The organism is Ottowia beijingensis (assembly GCF_042680925.1).
Lineage (GTDB): Bacteria > Pseudomonadota > Gammaproteobacteria > Burkholderiales > Burkholderiaceae_C > Ottowia > Ottowia beijingensis.
On record NZ_JBHUEP010000004.1, the window covers coordinates 69,621 to 87,497 of the forward strand.

Here is a 17,877-nt window from a genome sequence, read left to right on the forward strand (position 1 = left end):
AGACGCTGTATCCCTTTTTCGTGGAGCACGCGATGAACGCGCCCCGATTCAGACTCCTCCTCTGGTTGTCGGCCTGCCTGACCACCGCCGCGTTGCTCGGCGCCTGCAAGGACGCAAGCCCGCCCACCGCCGCCCCAGCGACCCCCGCCGCCAGCGCAGCGGCCCCCGCGCCTGTTGCCGCAGCCGCCACGGCCAAGCCGGCGAGCTACCACGCGGCCAGGTACGACCCCATCCATTTCAAGCCCGCCATCGACAAGGCCACCAACGAGCAGTGCCTGGCCTGTCACGCCGAAGTGCTCAAGCCGAGCGTGCGCAAGACGTCGCCGGCCGGTTTGTCCAGCGGCACCGCCAAGGCCTGGTATCAGCAGACGTCCACCTACCAGGGCGAGCAGGACACCTTCCACCGCCGCCACATCAGCACCGACTTCGCCAGGCAGGTGATGACGATGCGCTGCACCACCTGCCATGAAGGCAACGACCCGCGCGAGGAAGCGCCGGGAAGTTCGGCCACCGACTTCGGCCAGCAGACCCTGCGCAAGATGGTCAACCCCGAGACCGTGTGCCTGAAGTGTCACGGCAAGATGAACCATGCGGTCATGGGCCTGCCGGGGCCGTGGGAACAGTCGAAGGCCATGTTCCAGAACAACTGCCTGCTGTGCCATTCCAACATCCGCACCAGCCGGCACAACGTCAACTACCTGAACGCCAAGGCCATCGAGGAACTGGCCGCCAAGCCGGACGGCGGCGACACCTGCTACGGCTGCCACGGCGGCCGCGCCTGGTACCGCACGCACTACCCCTATCCGCGTCACGCCTGGCCGGGCATGGACCCGACGGTGCCGGACTGGGCCAAGGGCCGCCCCACCGAAAGCGAAGTGCGCTTCATCGCCGCCGCCGTGACGTCTGGAGAGAAGAAATGAAGAACAACGACCTGCCGCGTGACGCCGTGCGCTTTCCCAGCGTGAACGATTCCATCGACCGCCACGGCAATGGCTACCGGCGGCGCGACTTCCTGAAGATCATCGGCACCGCGGCCGGTGCCGCCGGGCTGGTCAGCGTCGGTGTGTCGGTGGCGCCCGAGAAGGCGCAGGCCTTCGCCTACGAGCCCTACTACACCGACGATCAGCTCACCACCGTGGTCACCTCGTGCGCCCACAACTGCGGCTCGCGACACGTGCTGGTGGCGCACAAGAAAGGCGACGTGATCGTGCGCCTGTCGACCGACAACGGCGAATACCAGGCCGGCGGCGCCTACGGCAAGGACACCTTCGAGGAGCCGCAGCTGCGCGCCTGCCTGCGCGGGCGCAGCTACCGCGCGCGCCTGTACTCGCCCGAGCGCCTGCTCTACCCCATGAAGCGCGTCGGCGCGCGCGGCGAGCACAAGTTCAAGCGCATCACCTGGGACGAGGCCCTCAACGAGATCGCCCAGAAGATGGTGCAGCTGAAAAAGGACTTCGGCCCCACCGCCATCCTCGACCAGAGCTACGCCGGCGCCAGCTACGGCGTGCTGCACAAGAGTGATCAGATCGAAGGGCTGCTGGGCCGCTTCCTGGGCATGTTCGGCTGCCGCACCAACTCGTGGAGCGTGCCGAGCTACCAGGGCACCACGTTCTCCAGCCGCATGACCTTCGGCACCATCCAGGACGGCAACGAGGACGACGCGTTCGCGCACAGCAAGCTGATCATCATGTGGGGCTGGAACCCGGCCTACACCTTCCACGGCGGCAACACCTTCTACTACATGCGCATGGCCAAGCAGCGCGGCTGCAAGTTCGTGCTGGTCGATCCGCAGTACACCGACTCGGCCGCCGTGTACGACGCCTGGTGGATCCCCATCAAGCCCAACACCGACGCGGCCATGATGGCCGCCATGGCCTACCACATCTTCACCAACAACTGGCAGGACCAGAAGTTCATCAACAAGTTCGTGCTGGGCATGGACGCCGGCACGCTGCCCAAGGAGTTCGCGGGCAAGGAGAACTTCAAGGACTACATCCTCGGCACCTACGACAAGCAGCCCAAGACGCCCGAATGGGCCGAGCCGATCTGCGGCGTGAAGGCCGACGACATCAAGAAGCTGGCCGAGATGTACGCCAGGACCAAGCCCGCCGCGCTGAAGGCGTCCTGGTCGCCTGGCCGCGCCAGCTACGGCGAGCAGTACAACCGCATGGCCGCTGCACTGCAGGCCATGACCGGCAACATCGGCATCCTGGGCGGCTGTGCCGAGGGCGTGGGCAAGGCCTGGCACAGCGAGAGCGTGGCCTACCCCTACGACGAGAACGCCAACCTGTGGTGGGCATCGATCAAGAGCGACCGCTGGGCCCACTGCGTGCTGAACTACCCGAACGTGAAGAGGGAAGAAGTGGGCCTCTGGCCGCGCGAGGACAACCTGGATGGCCAGATTCCCAACATCAAGGCGATCTTCTGGCAGGGCAGCGACTGGTTCAACCAGCTCACCAACATAAACAAGGAAATCAAGGCCATCGACAAGCTGGAACTGGTGGTGTGCATGGACTCGACCATCACGCCCTCGGGCATCTGGGCCGACTACCTGCTGCCGATCGCCACGCACTTCGAGCGGCACGACGTGGCGCTGCCCTGGTACAAGGGCCACTATTACATCCACCGTCCGAAGGTGATCGAGCCACTGGGCGAGAGCAAGACCGACTTCCAGGTGTTCACCGAGATGTGCTACCGGCTGGAGCAGATCGACCCGAGCCTGAAGAACCTGGGCCAGCGCTACAACCCGCGCGCCCAACGCGACTACTTCCAGAACCCCGATGCGGTGGACGAGGCCTACCTGAAGGCCTGGTGGGACGGCAGCGTGCAGCACCACCAGCATGTCACCATGAGCTGGGACGAGTTCAAGCAGCACGGCACCTACAAGTTCAAGCTCAGCGAACCGCATGTCGCCTTCCGCGACCAGGTGACCAAGGGCGTGCCGTTCGAGACGGCCTCGGGCAAGATCGAGATTTTCTCGACCTATCTGGCCGGCATCGAGGACTGGACGAAGACGCAGTTCGGTTACGAGATCCCCTACATCCCGAAGTGGATCGAACCCTTCGAGTCGCTGAACCACCCGATCACCAAGGACTACCCGTTCCACCTGATCAGCCCGCACCCGCGCTGGCGCACGCACTCGATCTTCAACAACATCCCCTGGCTGCGCGAGACCTACGAGCAGGAGGTGACGATCAACGCCAGCGATGCGAAGAAGCTCGGCATCCTGACCGGCGACACCGTCGAGGTGTGGAACGAGCGCGGCAAGTGCGTGGTGCCCGCCTACGTCACCGAGCGCCTGCTGCCCGGCGTGCTGGTGCTGTTCGAAGGCGCCTGGATGGACCCGGACAAGGACGGCGTGGACCGCGCCGGCAACCCCGACTTCCTGACGCTCGACAACCCGAGCCCCGCAGGCGCCTTCGCCTACAACAACGCCATGGTGCAGATCAGGAAGACCGACCTGGTGCACCGGCCGGGCTGGGACGACCTGGCGGTGGCCCGCTCGTCGGTGTTCCGCCGCGACATGTAAGGAGCCGATGCCATGGCCGAGAAACAAGTCATCAACAAGCTGGGCGTCGACGCCAAGGCGCGCGTGAAATACGCGCAGGAACGGCGTGACGCGACAACCTACGAACCGGTCAAGCCCGAACAGCAGTGGGGCTTCATCCACAACAACATGGACTGCATCGGCTGCCGCGCCTGCGAGATCGCGTGCAAGGACAAGAACGGCCTGCCGCCCGGCCCGCGCTTCCGCCGCGTGATGTACATCGAGGGCGGCAGCTTCCCCGACGTGTTCGCCTACAAAGTCAACATGTCGTGCAACCACTGTGCCGAACCGGCCTGCCTGCCGGCCTGCCCCACCGGCGCGATCTGGAAGCGTGCCGACAACGGCGTGGTCGACATCGACAGCAGCCTGTGCATCGGTTGCCGCCGCTGCGAGGCCACCTGCCCGTTCGGCGCGCCGCAGTATGACCCGACCGACAACACCGTCAAGAAGTGCAACCTGTGCATCGACGAGCTGGAAGCCGGCCGCAAGCCTTACTGCGTGTCGGCCTGCATGATGCGCGTGCTCGACATCGGCCCCATCGACCAGCTGCGTGCCGGCACCTGGGACACCAAGGCCATGGTCAAGGGTGTCGACCAGCCGGTGCGCCAGGTGCAGCACATGGCCAACCCGGAGCTGACCAACCCGTCGATCGTGTTCATCGCCCACCCCAAGGGCAAGGTCGAGCCGCAGGCCGAGGCCCCCGCGGCGCCAGCCAGCAAGGCATCGTCCTGACGCCATGAGCACCACCGCGACATCGCCATCCGACTGGCACGTTCTGGCCGCCGAGGACCTGCGCGCGCTGGCGTGGCTGCACGCCGGCGAACGCAGTCCCGAGGTGCTGGCCGCGCTGCACGCCAGCGGCTTCCCCGACACGCTGACGCTGGTGGCCGCCGAGGCGCCAGCGGCGCAAGCCATGTCGGCTGCGCTGAGCGCCCTGGCCGAGCAGCGCCGCGCCAGACAGGACGACATGGCGCTACCCGCCTCCAGCGTGGACGAGCTGGCCGCCGACTACGCGGCCATCTACCTAACGCATGCACTGCGCGCCTCGCCGCACGAATCGGTGTGGCGCGACGACGATCACCTGATGCTGCAGGGCCCGACCTTCGCCGTGCGCGCCTTCTACCGCCGCCACGGCGTGCAGGTGCCGGACTGGCGAGCGCGTGCCGACGACCACATCAGCCACGAACTGGACTTCGTCGCCTTGCTGCTGGAGCGCGGCAACGAGCGCGAGGCGGCGCGCTTTCTCAAGACCCACCTGCTGGCCTGGCTGCCCGACTTCGCCCGCCGCGTGGCGCAACGCGCCGCCACGCCGTTCTATGCCGCGCTGGCCGCCCTGACGCTGGCCGCCTGCGAAGGCTGCCAGCAGCGCCTGCCGACGGTAGCGGTGCTGCCGCAACCGGTGGTGGAAGGGCCGCGGCCGGGCGGCTGCGGCGGCTGACCGGCGAGGGCATGCACCGGTGACCGGCGCGCTGGAGGCCCGGACCGAGTTGGCCATCCATGCCGAGCGCTGCGTGCACCAGCGCGTGCGCGGCGCGGCCTGCCGCGCCTGCGTGGACGCCTGCCCCACTGCGGCCTGGCAGATGTCGGACGACGGTCTGGCCTTCGACCCGGAGGCCTGCGATGCCTGCGGCCTGTGCGTGGCTGCCTGCCCAACCGAGGCGCTGGAGCTGCCTGCGCCACAACCCCTGCTGCAACGCTGCGAGCAGATGCCACCCGCCGCCTGGTGGCGTTGCGAGCGCGCCGGCCTGCCCGGCCGCCCCAGCACCGCGTGCCTGCTGGCCCTGAGCCCGGCGTGGCTGCACTTGGCGAGCCGCCGGCTGGGCGTGCACGACCATGTCTTCGTGCCGGGCGCCTGCAGCCGCTGCGAACGCGGTGCCGGTCTGGCTGAATGGCAGCGCCAGTGGCGCGGCCAGGCGGCGCTGGCCGCCAGCCAGGGCTTCGCATTGCGGCTGCGCCTGGCGCCGGCGGCGGACTGGCCCGCCGCGCACGACACTGGCGCACCTGCCGACGCCAGCCGCCGCCGCTTCTTTGCCCGCGCCGCCACGCCCGCCGCGCCGCGCGTGGCCGGCGCGCTGAACAGCGCGCGCGAGGACGTGTGGACCGACGCACCCGCCACGTCGCCCGCCCAGCCCGCGCCACCGCTGTGGCGAGTGGACTTCGAGCGCGCGCGCTGCACGCTGTGCCTGGCCTGTACCCGCGTGTGCCCCGTGAATGCTATCTTTTTCGAAGCTGAAGGCGCAGATTCGACGGCGACTGGGTTCGGATTCGACCTGCAACGCTGCACCGGCTGCGGCCTGTGCAGCGCGGTGTGCGAGGACGGCGCCCTGTCGCAGCCCGCCGCCGGCCAGCAGCCCGACGCACCGCCCCTGGACGTTCCGGCGCACTGGCCGGTCGTCACCCGCCGCTGTCCGCACTGCCGGATTGACTTCCGTCAATTCGTGGAGTCCGGCGACGCCTCAAACTCGGTCACAACCTGCCCGACCTGCAGCCAGGGACGTCCGTTTCACGCCGACCGCATCGTGCAGGCCGATTCCAGCACATGACCGATCACACCACGCCGCTGCGCGGCGAAGCTGCGCGCACTGCGTCATCGCCGCCGGCCGAAGCGCCCCGCTTCGTGGCCGCCGTGCCGCACTGGCTGCGCGTGTCGCTGGCACGCCGGCTCATGCTGGGGCTGGCGGTGGCGCTGCTGGCGTCTGCCGCACTGCTGGTGGTGCTGGCGCTGGCCATCGGCCGCGACAGCCTGCGCCGCCAGCATGAAGCCGCTGCCCAGCGCGTGGCGCACCTGTTCGAGGCCAGCCTGCAGAACGCCATGCTCAAGCGCGACCTGGACGGCATGGCGGGCATCCTGGCCAGCCTGGGCCAGTCGTCCGGCGTCACGCAGGCGCGGCTGCTGGCGCCGAACGGCGCGGTGCGCTTCGCCTCGCAACCGCAGGCGGTGGGCACCAATGCCTGGTCGCAGATCGACGGGCTGTGCCTGCACGCCGGCTGCGCCGCCCCGCCGCCACGCCTGCAATGGCGGCCGCTGCCGCAGGGCGAGCAGTTGCAGATCGCGTACCCGATCCACAACCAGCCGCGCTGCGCGCAGTGCCACGGCGTGGCCAGCGCGCACCCGGTGAACGGCGTGCTGCTGGTGGACTTCGAGCCGCTGCCGGCGCTCAACCCGGTGAGCGCACCGGGCCTGATGCTGGTCGGCGCGGGGCTGGCCACGCTGGCGCTGTTCGCCACCATCATGGGGCTGACGCTGCGCCGCCAGGTCACTGAACCGCTGGCCCGCCTGGCCACCACCACCGACCGCCTGGCCGCGGGTGCGCTGGATGCGCGCCTGGGCCAAGGCGCGCACGGCCCCGACGAACTGGGCCGCGTGGCTGACGGCTTCGACCACATGGCCGACCGCGTGCAGACCATGGTGGGCGACCTGGCCGAGCAGCACCGCTTCCTGCAGACCCTGATCGACGCCATTCCCGACCCCGTGCTGGTGATCGGCCCCGACTTCCGCATCCGCCTGGCCAACAGCGCCTACACCGCACTTGTGGGGCAGCAGCCGCAGGCCGTCATCGGGCAGTGCTGCCACCGCGCCAGCCGGGGACTGGACGAACCCTGCCCCAGCACGCTGCTGCACTGCCCCGTGGCCGAGATGCGTGCCCGACCGCAGCGCCTGCGCAGCATGATGAGCGTGCGCCGCGCCGATGGCAGCGCGGTGGAAGTCGACATCGAGGCCGCACCGCTCATCACTCGCGATGGCGAGACGCTGGTGGTCGAGGTGATGCGCCCGCTCGACCGTGCGGTGCGCTTCTCGCAGGAGCAGCGCCTGTCCACCATCGGCCTGCTGGCCAACGGCGTGGCGCACGAGATCCACAACCCGCTGGCCTCCATCCGCCTGGCGCTGCAGGCCAGCCTGCGCGGCCTGCGTGCCGGCGACATGGGGCGCGAGGAACTGACCGACTACCTGCAACTGGTGGACCGCGAGATCGACCGCTGCGTGGCCACCACACAGCGCCTGCTGCAGATGAGCCAGGCGCCCGGCCAGACGCTGCAGCCGGTGGCCGTGGCGACCGCCGTCGACGACGTGCTGGCGCTGCTGGGCGAGGAGTGCCGCAGCCGCGGCGTGCAGGTGCAGGTGGTCATCGACCCACCCGGCGCGCGCGTGCTGGCCGACGAGGCCGAATTGCGCCAGGTGCTGGTCAACCTGATCCACAACGCGCTGCACGCCATGGCCGGGGGCGGTGGCATCGACATCACGGGCCGTCCCACGCCAGCCCCGGATGGCGATGCACCCCGGATGGGCTACGAACTGAGCGTGCGCGACACCGGGCGCGGCATCGCGGCGGACGAGCAGTCGCTGATCTTCCTGCCCTTCTTCAGCCGCCGCGCCGATGGCCAGCGCGGCACCGGCCTGGGCCTGGCCATCTGCAAGGCGGCCGTCGAGCGCTTCGGCGGCCGCATCACGGTGCGCAGCGAGCCAGGCGCAGGCGCCTGCTTCACGCTGCACCTGCAGACGCCGCCGGAACCCGGCGACACGGCCCATGGGGAGGACCGCGCATGAACCCGTCGGTGCTGGTGGTCGAGGACGATCCGACGCTCAATCGCCTGCTGGTCAAGGAACTGCGCAAGGCGGGCTACGAGCTGGACAGCGCCAGCTCGTGGCAGGAGGCGCGCGAGCGCATCGCCGCCTTCGCACCCAACCTGGTGCTGCTGGACGTGAACCTGCCGGACGCCACCGGCTTCGGCCCGCTGAGCGAGATCGCCGGCACGCGCCCGGTGGTCATGCTGACGGCCTACGGCAGCGTGCACCAGGCGGTGGAGGCCATGCGCCTGGGCGCCGCCGACTACCTGGTCAAGCCGGTCAATCTGGACGAGCTGGAGCTGGTCATCCGCGGCGCGCTGGAACGCTCTCGCCTGCAGGCGCAGAGCGCGCTGGCGCGCGGCGACGCCGGCCTGGCCATGATCGGTGAAAGCGCCGCCATGCAGATGCTGCGCCAGACCATCCGCGAGGTGGGCGCCAGCGACGTCACGGTGCTGATCCAGGGCGAAAGCGGCTCGGGCAAGGAGTTGGTGGCGCAGGCGCTGCACAGCGCCAGCCGGCGCCGGGGCGAAAGCTTCGTGGCCGTCGACTGCTGCACGCTGCAGGAGGCGCTGTTCGAGTCCGAACTGTTCGGTCACGAGCGCGGCGCCTTCACCGGCGCCGATCGCCGCAAGGCCGGGCTGATCGAGGCTGCCGCGCACGGCACGCTGTTCCTCGACGAGATCGGCGAAGCCGGCCCCGCCATCCAGGCCAAGCTGCTGCGCGTGCTGGAGACCGGGCGCTTTCGCCACGTGGGCGCCACCACCGACCTGCGCAGCGACGCGCGCATCGTCGCCGCCACCAACCGCAACCTGCAACAGCGGTCGCGCGATGGCCAGTTCCGCGAGGACCTGTACTACCGCCTGTCGGCCTTCGTCATTCAGGTGCCGCCACTGCGCGACCGGCGCGACGACATCGACCTGCTGGCGGCGCACTTCATCGCCAGCCGTCGTCAGGCGCAGGGGCTTTCGCCGGCCTGGCTGATGCCCGATGCCCTGGCGCGCCTCGTGGCCTACGACTGGCCAGGCAACGTGCGCGAGCTGCGCAACGTCATCGAGCGCGCGCTGATCCTGTTGGGGCCTGGCGAGGCCATCGGCCCGGCGCACATCGGCACGCTCGACAGCGGCAGCGCACCCGCCGTCCCCGTCGCCCCACCGGCCACGCAAGGCGCGACCGACGCGTTGATGCTGCAGGGCGAGCCCACGCTGGAGAGCATCGAGCGCGAATACCTGGGCAGCCTTCTCAAGAAATACGGCGGCAACCGCCGCAAGGTGGCCGAGGTGATGGGCGTGTCGGAGCGCACCGCCTACCGCATGATGGATCGGCATGGCTACAAGTAGAGAACTTCAATAACGATAGCTGCTAGCTCCCGCCCTGCAAAGCTTTCAGCCACTTTTCTCCAATAAAACTGATCTGGCGCCGTTGAAGACGGTTCGTCATCCCTGGCGCAACCAGCGCGCCGCCTGCTCGGCAATCATGATCGTCGGCGCGTTGGTGTTGCCCGCCACCACGCTGGGCATGATGGAGGCATCGACCACGCGCAGCCGCTCGATGCCACGCACGCGCAGGCGCTCGTCCACCACGTCCATCGGCCCCTGGCCCATGCGGCAGCTGCCGACGGGGTGATAGATGGTGTCGGCATGCTGGCGAATGAAGGCTTCGATCTCGGCATCGCTTTTGGCCGCCGCCGAGCGCTCCACCCCGCCGTGGCGCGCCAGCGCGGGCTGGCTGAGCAGCTCGCGCATGCGCCTGAAGCCGGCCACCAGGCGGCGCGTGTCGTCGCCGTGCTGCAGAAAGGCCGGGTCGATCAGCGGCGGCGCCAGCGGGTCGCCGCTGGCCAGGCGCAGGCTGCCGCGGCTGCGCGGGCGCAGCACGCACACGTGGCACGAAAAGCCATGGCCCCACACCGTGGCGCGCCCGTGGTTCACCAGCTTGCCGACGACGAAGTGCAGTTGCAGATCGGGCAGGGGTTCGGCCGGCTCGCTCTTGATGAAGCCGCCGGCCTCGGCGAAGTTGGTGGTGAGCATGCCGCGCCGCGCCCTGCGCCATTGACGGATGGCGCGCGCGGTGCGCCAGCTGCCCTGCAGCGACAGGCCGAACAGGTCGTACGCCTTGTCGACATCCCACACCTGCACCACGTCGGGGTGGTCGTGCAGGTGCGCGCCCACGCCGGGCAGATCGTGCCGCACGTCGATGCCGTGCGCGCGCAGGTGGTCGGCCGGGCCGATGCCCGAGAGCATCAGCAACTGCGGCGATTGCAGCGCGCCGGCGCTCAGCACCACCTCGCGTTCGGCGCGCACGGTGTGTTCGCACCCATCCTTCACATAGGCCACGCCCACGGCGCGGCCGTGCTCCAGCAGCACGCGCGTGGCGTGCGCGCCGGTGACCACGTGCAGGTTGGGCCGCGCGCGGTTCGGCGCCAGATACGCCTTGGCGGCCGAAAAGCGCTCGCCGCCCTTGTGCGTGACCTGGTACAGGCCCACGCCCTCCTGCGTGGCGCCGTTGAAGTCGCGGTTGTGCACGTGCCCGGCCTGCACGCCGGCCTCGACGAAGGCGTGCGAGAACGGGTTGGGGTCGCACAGGTCCATCACGTTCAGCGGCCCGCCGGTGCCGTGAAAGGCGTCGGAGCCGCGCTCGTTGTGCTCTGCCGCCTTGAACACGGGCAGCACGTCGGCCCAGCCCCAGCCGGGGTTGCCCTCGGCCGCCCAGGCGTCGTAGTCCTCGGGCACGCCGCGCGTATAGATCATGGCGTTGATCGAGCTGGAGCCGCCCAGCACCTTGCCGCGCGGCTGGTAGCCACGGCGGCCGTTCAGGCCCGGCTGCGGCACGGTCTGAAAGGCCCAGTTGAAGGCATGGCGCGCGGTGGGCGAACGCGCCATCACGCCCAGCCCGGCCGGGCAGTGAATCAGCACGCTGGTGTCGGGCGGGCCGGCCTCCAGCAGCGTCACCTGCACGGCGGGGTCTTCGCTCAGCCGTGCGGCCAGCACGCAGCCGGCCGAGCCGGCGCCCACGATCACGACATCCATGCACTCGCTCCTCGTTTTGTGCCGCCATTGTGATCCGTGACAAGGGCTTGACACAGGCAGCGGCTAACATGGTTGGTTGTGCGCGGCCGAGCCCGGCTGGACCGCCTTCGTCTACCCCCATCCACAGGAGAAAACACATGAGCATCACCACCGTTGGCATCGTCGGCGCCGGCACCATGGGCAATGGCATCGCGCAGGCCTGCGCCGTCAAGGGCATCGACGTCGTCATGGTCGACATCGCCCAGGCCGCGGTCGACAAAGGCATCGCCACCGTCGGCAAGAGCCTGGACCGCCTGCTGCAGAAGGAAAAGATCACCGAGGCCGACCGCGATGCCGCGCTGGGTCGCATCAAGGGCTCGACCAGCTACGACGACCTGAAGAAAGCCCAGCTGGTGATCGAGGCCGCCACCGAGAACCACGAGCTGAAGAACAAGATCCTCAAGCAACTGGATGAGCTGCTGGACCCCGAGGTGATCATCGCAACCAACACCTCGTCGATCTCGATCACGCAGCTGGCCGCCGTCACCAAGCGCCCGGACAAGTTCGTCGGCATGCACTTCTTCAACCCGGTGCCGATGATGGCGCTGGTGGAGATCATCCGCGGCCTGCAGACTTCCGACGCCACGCACGACGCGGTGAAGGCGCTGGCCGAGGCACTGGGCAAGTCGCCCATCACGGTGAAGAACGCGCCCGGCTTCGTGGTCAACCGCATCCTGGTGCCGATGATCAACGAGGCCTTCTTCGTGCTGGCCGAGGGCCTGGCCACGCCGGAAGACATCGACGCCGGCATGAAGCTGGGCTGCAACCACCCCATCGGCCCGCTGGCGCTGGCCGACATGGTGGGCCTGGACGTGTGCCTGGCGGTGATGGAGGTGTACCTGGAGCAGTTCGGCGACAGCAAGTACCGCCCCTGCCAGCTGCTGCGCGAATACGTGGCCGCCGGCCGCCTGGGCCGCAAGACGGGCATGGGCGTGTACAGCTACGCCAAATAAGCCTCTAGCGCCCACCAGCCAAGCGCTGGCAGCTACTGATTTGGAAGCAAACAAGAGCCGCCTCCGGGCGGCTTTTGCGTGGGCCGTCGGCGCGCCGCCATGACGCGCGTCCTGCACCGTGTCGCCGGTGCTTGTTAGGATGGGCCGATGCCCCTGAGCCTGCCCCCCATCGTTTACTGCGGCGAGATCGCCGATCCGGCGCGCTGGTGGCTGGTGTGGAACGACGCCGCGCCGATCTGGGCCGCCCTGCTGGCCTGGGCCGCGCTGACGGCGCGCCACGCACCGCGCAGCCGCCCGGCGTGGGCCGCCTGGGCGCTGGCGCTGCTGCTGTATCTGTCGCCGCTGTGCGCGCTCAGCGCCACGCTGTTTTCGGTGCGCGTGCTGCACCACCTGCTGCTGGTGGGCGCGGTGGCGCCCCTGCTGGCGCTGGCGGCCGGGCCGGCGCGCGCGGGCCAGCGGCGCGCCCGTTCGCCGGCCGGGGCGGCGCTGGTGTTCGGGCTGGTGCTGTGGCTGTGGCACGCGCCGCAGGCCTATGCCTGGGGCCTGACCTCGGTGGCCGGCTACTGGCTGATGCAGGCGTCGCTGCTGCGCACGGCCTGGTGGTTCTGGCGCGCCGTGCTGCGGTCCGACCAGCCCTGGGGCGGCGCGGTGCTGGCGCTGTTCGCCACCGTGGCGCACATGGGCCTGCTGGGCGCGCTGATCGTGTTCGCCGGCCAGCTGCTGTACCCGGTGCACGTGGCCGGCACGCTGGCCTGGGGCGCGGCGCCGCTGGCCGACCAGCAGCTGGGCGGGCTGCTGATGTGGGTGCCGGCCATCGTGCCCTTCATGGCGGCGGCGCTGTGGCGGCTGGCGCAGGGCCTGCGCCGCGCGGAGGCCGCCGCGTGACGTGGTGGATGGCGCTGCTGAAGTTCGTGCACGTGGGCGCCATCGCGTTGTGGGCCGGCGGCCTGCTGGTGCTGCCGCTGCTGCTGGCGCGGCGCGCGCGGCTGGCCTCGCACGACGCGGTGCAGGGCCTGCACGCGCTGACGCGGCGGCTGGTGCTGTGGTTCATGTCGCCGGGCGCGTTCGTGGCGGTGGGCACGGGCACGGCGCTGATCTTTCTGCGACCCACGCAGGCGCCCTGGTTCAGCGCCAAGCTGGCGGCGGTGGGCCTGATGGCCGCGCTGCACGTAGCGCAGAGCACGCTGGTGCTGCGGCTGTTCCACCCAGGCGAGCGGGTGGCGGCGTGGCGCCTGGGGGCGGCCGGGCTGGCCAACGCGGCGGTGGTGCTGCTGATCCTGCTGCTGGTGCTGGCCAAGCCGGGCTGGTCGCTGTCCGGCTGGGGCGGCGACTGGTTCAGCCCAGGTGCGTTGGGTGAGCTGCTGGGTCGCTGGCTGGACCCGCTTCTGGCTCGGGTGAGAGGTTAGTGCCGATGCCGTGCTCGAACACCAGCTTGCCGCCATGGAAGCCCGCGAACCCGGCGAACACGGCGCCCAGCAGCGACAGGGCCAGCGCATGAGGCAGCACGTCGTCGGGCACCAGCACGCGCAGCCGCCAGTTGGCGGCGGTGACGGCCAGCATGGTCATGGCCGCCACGGCGTGCGACCAGCTGGCCACGCGGCCACGGATGCCCGCCGCGCCCAGCAGTTCGATGGTGCCGATGGCGGCGGCCAGCAGGCCCGACCAGAAGGTGGCGCCCGCCGCCCACACGCCGGCGCGCTGCCAGAAGCCGTCGCCCGTGTACCAGTACAGCAGGTCGCAGCCGAGCGTGGCGAACACCAGCGCGATCGGAAAGTGCACCAGCATGGTGTGCAGCGGGTGGCCGATGATGGCGACGGTGGAGCTGGTGTCCAGCGCCAGCACGTCCCGGATGATGCGCGGGTGGCGGCTGGCGGCGGATTCGGACGAGGTTTCGAGGCGGGCCATGGCGTAGCGTGCGGTGGTCGGAGGCGGTGGACCATGGTAGCGCCTGGCGCCGTGCTGGGAGGTCTGGTCGGATGCCAGGGCCACCTGTCGGCGCTGGCGCCCGCCGCCGCGCCGGCGCAGGCGGTGTCGGGCCTGTGGTGGGCCATGCTGGCCGGCAGCGGCGTGCTGTTCGCGCTGGTGCTGGCCCTGTTCGTGTGGGCGGCGCGGCCCAGCGAGCGCCCGCGCAGTGCCCACGGGCGGCGCTGGATCTTCTGGGGCGCGGTGGTGCTGCCGGCGCTGGTGCTGCCGCCGCTGGTGGCCTGGGGCCTGTGGGTGGGCGAGCAGCGCGCCACGCCGCGCGCCGACGCGCTGGTGGTGCGCGTGACGGCGCGCCAGTGGCACTGGGAATTCGCCTACCCGCAGCTGCAGCCGGGCCGCGCGCACCGCGTGCTGCACCTGCCGGCCGGGCGCCCGGTGCGGCTGGAAATCACGAGCGCCGACGTGATCCATTCCTTCTGGGTGCCGCGGCTGGCGGGCAAGCTCGATGCGCTGCCCGGCCACGTGAACGTGATGCACCTCGACCGGCTGCCCGCCGGCCGCTTCAGCGGCCAGTGCGCAGAGTTCTGCGGCACCGACCACACCACCATGCGCTTCGACACCGTGGTGCATGCGCCGGCCGCGTTCGAGGCCGCGCTGGCGGCGGAGGTCGCGCCATGAACCCGCGCCACGACGCGCTGCCCTACGACGACGATGCCCGCGCCGTCAGCCCGCTGCGGCGCCACGCGGCGCTGTCGCGCGTGTGGGCCACCGGGCGCGGCTGGCGCACGCTGGCCTCGGTCAACCACAACCAGCTCGGCATCCGCTTCCTGGTGGCGTCGTTCGTGTTCTTCGCCATCGGCGGGCTGCTGGCGATGCTGATCCGCGCGCAACTGGCCACGCCGGGCGCGGCCTTCCTGGGGCCGGACATCTACAACCAGGTGTTCACCATGCACGGCACGGTGATGATGTTCCTGTTCTCCATTCCGGTGCTGGAGGGGCTGGCCATCTACCTGCTGCCCAAGCTGCTGGGCGCGCGCGACATGGCGTTTCCGCGCCTGACGGCGTTCGGCTTCTGGTGCTACATCCTGGGCGGCACCATCATCGTCGGCTCGATGCTGTTCGCCGCCGCGCCGGACAGCGGCTGGTTCATGTACACGCCGCTGTCGTCCAACGCGCATTCGCCCGGCATCCACTCCGACGTGTGGCTGCTCGGCGTGACCTTCGTCGAGATCTCGGCCGTGAGCTTCGCGGTGGAGACGCTGACCTCGATCCTCAAGCTGCGCGCGCCCGGCATGTCGCTGGAGCGCATGCCGATCCTGGCCTGGTACATCCTGGGCGCGGCGGCGATGATGCTGGTGGGCTTTCCGCCGCTGATCCTGGGCTCGATCCTGCTGGAGCTGGAGCGCGCCGCCGGCCTGCCCTTCTTCGATCCGGCGCGCGGCGGCGACGCGCTGCTGTGGCAGCACCTGTTCTGGCTGTTCGGCCACCCCGAGGTCTACATCATCCTGCTGCCGGCGGCGGGCTGCCTGTCGACCATCATCCCGGTGTTCGCGCGGCGGCCGCTGGTGGGCTACGTGGCGGTGATCGTGGCCATCGTCGGCATGGTGTTCCTCAGCATGGGCATCTGGGTGCACCACATGTTCACGGTGGGCATTCCGCACCTGGCGCTGGCGTTCTTCTCGCTGGCCAGCGTGGCGGTGGCGGTGCCCACGGCGGTGCAGGTGTTCGCCTGGCTGGGCACGCTGGCCAGCGGCACGCCGCGCTGGCGGCTGCCGATGCTGTTCGTCAGCGGCTTCTTCATCGTCTTCGTGTGTGGCGGCCTCACCGGCGTGATGCTGGCCATCGTGCCCTTCAACACGCAGGCGCACGACAGCTACTTCGTGGTGGCACACCTGCACTACGTGCTGACGGGCGGGCTGATCTTTCCGCTGCTGGCCGGCATCTACTACTGGCTGCCGCACCGCACCGGGCGCCTGCCGGGCCAGGGGCTGGCGGTGGCCGGGTTCTGGACGCTGGTGACGGGTTTCACCGCCACCTTCTTCCTCATGCACCTCACCGGGCTGCTGGGCATGCCGAGGCGCATCTACACCTACCGCGACGGCGACGGCTGGACGGCGCTGAACCTGCTGTCGTCGGTGGGCGGCTTCGTGCTCACCATCGGCTTCGCCATCATCGCCATCGACATCATCCTGCAGCTGCGCGGCGGCCGCCGCTACCGGCGCGACCCATGGGACGCCGGCACGCTGGAATGGGCCACGCCCACGCCGCCGCCGCTGTACACCTTCGGTTCTCTGCCGCAGGTGGACCGCCGCGCCGACCAGCTTCAGCCCGCCACGCTGGGGCCGCAACTGGCGGCCGGCCAGGGCTACCTGGGCGGCACGCGCCACGGCTGGCAGGAAACGCTGGGCGTGGAGATGGCGTCCGGCCGCATCGACCAGTTCATCGTGCTGCCGCGCAGCACCTGGGTGCCGCTGTGGCAGGCGCTGCTGGTGTGCGCGGTGGTGCTGTGCCTGCTGTTCAAGCTGTATGCGGCGGCCGGTGTCCTGGCCCTGGCGGCGGCGGCCGGCTTCGTGTGGGGCGCGCGCGACGCCGGCCTGCCGCACGACCACGGCGCGCTGCCCATCGGCCGCGGGCAGCACGCGCTGCCGCACACCGAGGCCGCGCAGCCGCCGCCGCAACGCCGCCGCCGACCAGTACGGCGGCGACCGCACGGCGGCCGAGGACGCCTTCACCTCGGCCGTGGTGGCGCTCGACATGCACACCGGCAACACGCGCTGGCACGTCAACACCGTGCACCACGACCTGTGGGACTACGACCTGGGCGCGCAGCCCCTGGTGACCGACATCGACGTCGACGGCACGCCACGCCGCGTGGTGGTGCAGGGCACCAAGACCGGCTCGGTGTTCGTGCTGGACGCGCGCACCGGCGAGGCCGTCAAGCCGGTGCAGGAGCGCCCGGTGCCCGCCGGCACGCTGCCGGGCGAGCGCTACGCGCCGACGCAGCCGCAATCGGTCGGCATGCCCAACTTCGCCGGCATGCCCGGCCCCGAGCCCGAGGTGCTGACCGAGGCCAACAGCTTCGGCCTGACGCCCATCGACGCCGCGCTGTGCCGCATCGCCTTCCGCCAGATGGAGTACGAGGGCATGTACACGCCGCCGAGCGAGAACCCGGGCGGCATCCTGCTGTTTCCCGGCATCGTGGGCGGCATGAACTGGGGCGGGCTGGCGGTCGATCCCCAGGCGCAGCTGCTCATCACCAACCACAGCCGCCTGCCGAACCGCATCACGCTGACGCCGCGCGCGCAGGTGGAGGACCGGGCGCTGGGCGACGGCGGCGCGCGCGCCGACCAGCGCATTGCGCCGCAGGCCGGCACGCCCTATGGCGTGGCGCGGCCCAACTGGATGTCGCCGCTGCAGGTGCCCTGCATCGACCGGCCCTGGGGCTTTCTGTCGGCCACCGACGTGCGCAGCGGCCGGCTGCTGTGGTCGCGCCCCCTGGGCACCGGCTTCGACACCGGGCCGCTGGGCATCCCGACGCGGCTGAAGATCAGCATCGGCACGCCCAACCTCGGCGGCGCGGTGGTGACGCGCTCGGGCCTCACCTTCATCGCCGCCGCGCAGGACAACTACCTGCGCGCCTTCGACACCCGAAGCGGCGAGCTGCTGTGGGAAGGGCGCCTGCCCGCCGGCGCCCAGGCATCGGCCATGACCTACATGCACCAGGGGCGGCAGTACGTGGCCATTGCCGCCGGCGGCCACGCGCGCTTTGAAACCAAGCTGGGCGACAGCCTGGTGGTGTTCGCCCTGCCCCAAGGCGGCCGCTGA

14 protein-coding genes and 1 pseudogene are annotated in these 17,877 nt (G+C 70.4%); 13 read left to right on the forward strand and 2 right to left on the reverse strand.

Features of this window, described 5'->3' with window-relative positions; all coding sequences use genetic code 11:
* Positions 1 to 32 precede the first annotated feature (32 nt).
* The 7 genes from ACFSCU_RS02495 to ACFSCU_RS02525 are packed head-to-tail and all read left to right on the forward strand — an operon-like array spanning position 33 to position 9,451.
* On the forward strand, positions 33 to 920 hold the full coding sequence (locus tag ACFSCU_RS02495) for a hypothetical protein (protein WP_377559803.1): 888 nt from the start codon (positions 33 to 35) through the stop codon (positions 918 to 920).
* The gene (locus ACFSCU_RS02500; protein WP_180550005.1) at positions 917 to 3,529 is read left to right on the forward strand and encodes a molybdopterin-dependent oxidoreductase; all 2,613 of its coding nucleotides are present in this window, start codon (positions 917 to 919) and stop codon (positions 3,527 to 3,529) included. Before ACFSCU_RS02495 ends, ACFSCU_RS02500 begins: the two co-directional genes overlap by 4 nt.
* A gap of 12 nt (positions 3,530 to 3,541) precedes the next feature.
* A complete protein-coding gene (locus ACFSCU_RS02505; protein ID WP_333705127.1) occupies positions 3,542 to 4,279 on the forward strand; it encodes a 4Fe-4S dicluster domain-containing protein in 738 nt (245 codons plus the stop codon).
* Between the two features lie 4 nt (positions 4,280 to 4,283).
* Complete coding sequence (locus tag ACFSCU_RS02510) at positions 4,284 to 4,985, forward strand: TorD/DmsD family molecular chaperone (RefSeq protein WP_333705128.1); 702 nt, start codon at positions 4,284 to 4,286, stop codon at positions 4,983 to 4,985.
* 19 nt (positions 4,986 to 5,004) lie between these two features.
* Positions 5,005 to 6,090: a 4Fe-4S binding protein gene (locus ACFSCU_RS02515; RefSeq protein ID WP_180550008.1), complete on the forward strand. Its 1,086-nt coding sequence runs from the start codon at positions 5,005 to 5,007 to the stop codon at positions 6,088 to 6,090.
* Positions 6,087 to 8,093, forward strand: coding sequence for a sensor histidine kinase (locus tag ACFSCU_RS02520; RefSeq protein WP_180550009.1), 2,007 nt, complete (start codon positions 6,087 to 6,089; stop codon positions 8,091 to 8,093). Before ACFSCU_RS02515 ends, ACFSCU_RS02520 begins: the two co-directional genes overlap by 4 nt.
* A complete protein-coding gene (locus ACFSCU_RS02525; protein WP_180550010.1) occupies positions 8,090 to 9,451 on the forward strand; it encodes a sigma-54-dependent transcriptional regulator in 1,362 nt (453 codons plus the stop codon). The genes ACFSCU_RS02520 and ACFSCU_RS02525 overlap by 4 nt, the downstream gene beginning before the upstream one ends.
* A gap of 96 nt (positions 9,452 to 9,547) precedes the next feature.
* Here ACFSCU_RS02525 and ACFSCU_RS02530 read toward each other — a convergent pair whose 3' ends face one another.
* Complete coding sequence (locus ACFSCU_RS02530; RefSeq protein ID WP_180550011.1) at positions 9,548 to 11,137, reverse strand: GMC family oxidoreductase; 1,590 nt, start codon at positions 11,135 to 11,137, stop codon at positions 9,548 to 9,550.
* A 137-nt stretch (positions 11,138 to 11,274) separates the two neighbouring features.
* Between ACFSCU_RS02530 and ACFSCU_RS02535 the strand changes: the two genes are divergently transcribed.
* The 3 genes from ACFSCU_RS02535 to ACFSCU_RS02545 all read left to right on the forward strand — a co-directional run bounded on the left by ACFSCU_RS02535 (position 11,275) and on the right by ACFSCU_RS02545 (position 13,535).
* Positions 11,275 to 12,129, forward strand: coding sequence for a 3-hydroxybutyryl-CoA dehydrogenase (locus ACFSCU_RS02535; RefSeq protein WP_180550012.1), 855 nt, complete (start codon positions 11,275 to 11,277; stop codon positions 12,127 to 12,129).
* A 147-nt stretch (positions 12,130 to 12,276) separates the two neighbouring features.
* On the forward strand, positions 12,277 to 13,014 hold the full coding sequence (locus ACFSCU_RS02540) for a cytochrome c oxidase assembly protein (RefSeq protein ID WP_377559804.1): 738 nt from the start codon (positions 12,277 to 12,279) through the stop codon (positions 13,012 to 13,014).
* Positions 13,011 to 13,535 carry a CopD family protein gene (locus tag ACFSCU_RS02545; protein WP_180550014.1) on the forward strand — a complete coding sequence of 175 codons (525 nt, stop codon included), beginning with the start codon at positions 13,011 to 13,013 and terminating at the stop codon, positions 13,533 to 13,535. Before ACFSCU_RS02540 ends, ACFSCU_RS02545 begins: the two co-directional genes overlap by 4 nt.
* On the opposite strand, the gene ACFSCU_RS02550 is transcribed toward ACFSCU_RS02545, so the two are convergent.
* Positions 13,465 to 14,034 carry a DUF2231 domain-containing protein gene (locus ACFSCU_RS02550; RefSeq protein ID WP_180550015.1) on the reverse strand — a complete coding sequence of 190 codons (570 nt, stop codon included), beginning with the start codon at positions 14,032 to 14,034 and terminating at the stop codon, positions 13,465 to 13,467. The genes ACFSCU_RS02545 and ACFSCU_RS02550 overlap by 71 nt on opposite strands.
* Before the next feature lie 33 nt (positions 14,035 to 14,067).
* On the opposite strand from ACFSCU_RS02550, the gene coxB reads away from it, so the two are divergent.
* From coxB to ACFSCU_RS18950, 3 genes and pseudogenes are all read left to right on the forward strand, one after another.
* A complete protein-coding gene (gene coxB, locus ACFSCU_RS02555; protein ID WP_180550016.1) occupies positions 14,068 to 14,730 on the forward strand; it encodes a cytochrome c oxidase subunit II in 663 nt (220 codons plus the stop codon).
* Positions 14,727 to 16,343: pseudogene (gene ctaD / locus ACFSCU_RS02560) on the forward strand (cytochrome c oxidase subunit I); the annotation flags it as partial. The gene coxB and the pseudogene ctaD, both read left to right, overlap by 4 nt.
* A gap of 235 nt (positions 16,344 to 16,578) precedes the next feature.
* Positions 16,579 to 17,877 (forward strand): outer membrane protein assembly factor BamB family protein, encoded by a 1,299-nt coding sequence (locus ACFSCU_RS18950; RefSeq protein WP_465264376.1) that lies wholly within the window; start codon positions 16,579 to 16,581, stop codon positions 17,875 to 17,877.

What these genes read in the sequence shown, in the direction of transcription:
- ACFSCU_RS02550 (WP_180550015.1), bottom strand. Translation starts at nt 14,034, where the DNA reads ATGGCCCGCCTCGAAACCTCGTCCGAATCCGCCGCCAGCCGCCACCCG.
- ACFSCU_RS02510 (WP_333705128.1), top strand. Translation starts at nt 4,284, where the DNA reads ATGAGCACCACCGCGACATCGCCATCCGACTGGCACGTTCTGGCCGCC.
- ACFSCU_RS02520 (WP_180550009.1), top strand. Translation starts at nt 6,087, where the DNA reads ATGACCGATCACACCACGCCGCTGCGCGGCGAAGCTGCGCGCACTGCG.
- ACFSCU_RS02500 (WP_180550005.1), top strand. Translation starts at nt 917, where the DNA reads ATGAAGAACAACGACCTGCCGCGTGACGCCGTGCGCTTTCCCAGCGTG.
- ACFSCU_RS02505 (WP_333705127.1), top strand. Translation starts at nt 3,542, where the DNA reads ATGGCCGAGAAACAAGTCATCAACAAGCTGGGCGTCGACGCCAAGGCG.
- coxB (WP_180550016.1), top strand. Translation starts at nt 14,068, where the DNA reads ATGGTAGCGCCTGGCGCCGTGCTGGGAGGTCTGGTCGGATGCCAGGGC.
- ACFSCU_RS02495 (WP_377559803.1), top strand. Translation starts at nt 33, where the DNA reads ATGAACGCGCCCCGATTCAGACTCCTCCTCTGGTTGTCGGCCTGCCTG.
- ACFSCU_RS02525 (WP_180550010.1), top strand. Translation starts at nt 8,090, where the DNA reads ATGAACCCGTCGGTGCTGGTGGTCGAGGACGATCCGACGCTCAATCGC.
- ACFSCU_RS02530 (WP_180550011.1), bottom strand. Translation starts at nt 11,137, where the DNA reads ATGGATGTCGTGATCGTGGGCGCCGGCTCGGCCGGCTGCGTGCTGGCC.
- ACFSCU_RS02535 (WP_180550012.1), top strand. Translation starts at nt 11,275, where the DNA reads ATGAGCATCACCACCGTTGGCATCGTCGGCGCCGGCACCATGGGCAAT.
- ACFSCU_RS02540 (WP_377559804.1), top strand. Translation starts at nt 12,277, where the DNA reads ATGCCCCTGAGCCTGCCCCCCATCGTTTACTGCGGCGAGATCGCCGAT.
- ACFSCU_RS18950 (WP_465264376.1), top strand. Translation starts at nt 16,579, where the DNA reads ATGCGGCGGCCGGTGTCCTGGCCCTGGCGGCGGCGGCCGGCTTCGTGT.